This is a genomic window from Methylobacterium sp. E-045 (genome assembly GCF_022829685.1).
Lineage (GTDB): Bacteria > Pseudomonadota > Alphaproteobacteria > Rhizobiales > Beijerinckiaceae > Methylobacterium.
Map to the genome: position 1 here is coordinate 1 of NZ_JAKSYE010000053.1, position 2,597 is coordinate 2,597.

Below are 2,597 nucleotides of genomic sequence, written 5' to 3' on the forward strand. Positions count from 1 at the left end.
CCCCTCCGCCGCGAGCTGCCGACCCTCCACCAGGACGGTTCGATCAAGTTCCGGATCGTCCTGAAGCAGGCCCGCTCCGAGAAGCGGATCCTCGCCGAGCTGATCGCCAAGCGCCGCATCGCCGGCTACCCCGACCGCGCCAGCTTCATCCGCGCCGCGATGGGACCGGTGCGGGAGAAGATCGCCCAGGACCGCGCGTTCTGGGCCGTCGCGAACGCGCCGACGTCCACCGTCGAGATGCGCCGCGTCGATTACTTCGGCCGCGCCTGGACCGAGCACGTCGTTACCGGTTCGGTCGCCAAGCCCCGCGAGGCCGCGTGATGTCGGCCGCTCCCCGCACCCTCGCCGATACCGGCGTGTCCGGCGTCATCTGGACCGAAGAACAGCGCAAGCGCGACGTCGCCACCGCGCTCGTCGACCAGGCGGAATCCATGCTCGCCGAGGCGTTCTACGCGGCGCGCCGCACCGCCGGGCACATCGTCGAGAACCTGCCCGCCGCCGATCGCCGCCTCGCCGGTCTCCGCGTGGCTCATCTCGCCTCCGAGATGCGCGCCCTCGCTGACGCGCTCGAAGCCGCAGCGAAATCCCCCGCTCCCGCCCTGCGCGAAGCCGCCTGACCGGCGCTCGCCCGCACCTTCCTGCCCTCTAACCTCGCAAGGCCCGCCATGTCGGCCGCATCCTTCCTCACCGCTCTCGGCCTCGCGGCCATCGTCACCACCGTCGCGATCGCCCTCGCGCCGGTCCTCTCCGCCGACATGCGCCGGGCCGTGCAGCGCGGGATGCGCCACGACGGCCACCCGGACGTGACCGGCATCACGCTGATGCTGTTCGGCCTGTCGCTCATGGGCGCGGCCGGTGTCGGGTCGGTCTGGCTGGGAGCGACCTGGTCATGAACCGCGCCATCCGCCTCACGGTCGGCCTCGTCCCGACGCTCACCCTCCTCGTCCTCGCCGGCCTGGGCGAGCGCCTCATGGTCCACGCCGGCCGGTCCGGCATGCGCCTGCGCGACTGGATGGATTGCCCCCGATGAGCGCTGTGACCGACCTCCTCGCCCGGGCACCCTTCGCCATCCGGCACGGCACGCAGGCCATCGTTGTGGATCGCCACGATGAGAGCGCCTTCGTCGTCTGCGAGCCGATCAACGATCCCCGTGCCCGCATCCGTGACGCCGAGGCGTGGTGCACGCTGGCGAATGCCATCGCGGATCAGACCCGGTTGCCTTGCCGCCCTCTCAGCCAAGCGATCGAGGCCCCCCTCGATCCCCAGCACCTCGATGCGGTCGCCGAGAGCAGCGCCGCCTTCCGTCGCCAGACCGAGCGGTCTGGCCCTCATGCCGACGCAGCCGAGTGAGTTCAGCCATGCAGATCATCGAGCACACCGACGGCCTGATCGCAGCGCCGGGGCTCTATCGGATGGATGCGAAGGCATATCACGCTGACCCTTGCGTCACGCCGAGCCTGTCGTCGTCGATCGCCAAGCTGTTCATCACCCACAGCCCCGAACACGCTTGGGCTGAGCACCCGCGCCTCGGCAAGCAGCCGGAGGACGAGCGCGACCCGACCCGCCCGATGGAGATCGGCAGCGTCGCCCATAAGCTGATCCTCGGGCAGGGCGCCGACGTCGTCGTCATCGATGCCGACGATTACCGCACGAAGGACGCCAAGGCCGAGCGCGCCGCGGCCTACGCGAACGGCGAGGCGCCGATCCTGCGCCCCGACTGCGAGAAGGCCGAGCGCCTGGCCAAGCGGTTCGAGGAGCGCCTCGCCTGCATCCCCGGTTGCGAGGGATTCCCCAGCGCCGAGGCCGAGGTCGTCGCCATCGTCCAGGACAAGTCCGGAGCGTGGCTCCGGATCATGATGGACAAGGTCGAGATCGGCCCGCACGGCATCACGATCTGGGACGTGAAGACGGGCGACGTCTCGGCCGCGCCGCAGGGCCTCGGCCGCCGCGTCGAGCAGATGGGGATGGAGGTTCAGGCAGCCTTCTACGTCCACGTCATGGAGACGCTGTTCCCGCGCCTCGCCGGCCGCGTCCGTTTTCGCTGGGTCTTCATCGAGAACGATGAGCCGCACGGCCTGTCCGTCGCCGAGGCGGATTCGGTCGGCATGGGGATCGGTGCCCGCAAGGCCGCCGCCGCCATCTCGCGCTGGACCAAATCGCTCAAGCGGGACGAGTGGGCCGGCTACCCGACCGAGATCGTCCGCGTCGAATACCCGACGTGGGCGGCCAACCGCTGGACCGAGCGCGAGGAGAGCGACCCGCAGCTCGCCGATGTCTCCTACGACCTCGCGACCAGCCATCAGCGCCCTCTCGACTATGGAGATGCAGCGTGACGTTCACGTTCGCCCCCGCCGTCCGCGAGCAGGTCTCGCTTCTCATCGGTCTTGCCGGCGCGTCCGGCTCCGGGAAGACCAAGAGCGCGCTGCGCATGGCCGAGGGCATCTCCCCGTCCGGCAAGATCGCCTTCATCGACAGCGAGGCGCGCCGCGGTCTCCACTACGCCGACGCGCATCGCTTCCAGCATGCCGACATGCGCCCACCCTTCGCCCCATCGCGCTGGATCGAGGGCATCCACGCGGCCGAGGCCACCGGCGCCG

Annotated in this window: 6 protein-coding genes and 1 pseudogene; all 7 read left to right on the top strand. The window is 70.4% G+C overall.

From position 1 onward, the window contains the following. A partial coding sequence (locus MKK51_RS05745; RefSeq protein WP_243975588.1) for a hypothetical protein occupies nucleotides 1-321 on the top strand: 321 nt, incomplete at its 5' end. Further along, entirely contained in the window at nucleotides 321-617 is a 297-nt protein-coding gene (locus MKK51_RS05750; protein WP_243975591.1) for a hypothetical protein, read from the top strand. The genes MKK51_RS05745 and MKK51_RS05750, both read left to right, overlap by 1 nt. Before the next feature lie 48 nt (nucleotides 618-665). Next, entirely contained in the window at nucleotides 666-893 is a 228-nt protein-coding gene (locus MKK51_RS05755; RefSeq protein ID WP_243975593.1) for a hypothetical protein, read from the top strand. Beyond that, nucleotides 890-1,030, top strand: coding sequence for a hypothetical protein (locus tag MKK51_RS05760; protein ID WP_243975595.1), 141 nt, complete (start codon nucleotides 890-892; stop codon nucleotides 1,028-1,030). Before MKK51_RS05755 ends, MKK51_RS05760 begins: the two co-directional genes overlap by 4 nt. After that, nucleotides 1,027-1,350, top strand: coding sequence for a hypothetical protein (locus MKK51_RS05765; protein ID WP_243975597.1), 324 nt, complete (start codon nucleotides 1,027-1,029; stop codon nucleotides 1,348-1,350). The genes MKK51_RS05760 and MKK51_RS05765 overlap by 4 nt, the downstream gene beginning before the upstream one ends. A gap of 8 nt (nucleotides 1,351-1,358) precedes the next feature. Next, nucleotides 1,359-2,333 carry a PD-(D/E)XK nuclease family protein gene (locus MKK51_RS05770; protein WP_243975599.1) on the top strand — a complete coding sequence of 325 codons (975 nt, stop codon included), beginning with the start codon at nucleotides 1,359-1,361 and terminating at the stop codon, nucleotides 2,331-2,333. Continuing rightward, nucleotides 2,330-2,597: pseudogene (locus tag MKK51_RS05775) on the top strand (hypothetical protein); the annotation flags it as partial. The gene MKK51_RS05770 and the pseudogene MKK51_RS05775, both read left to right, overlap by 4 nt.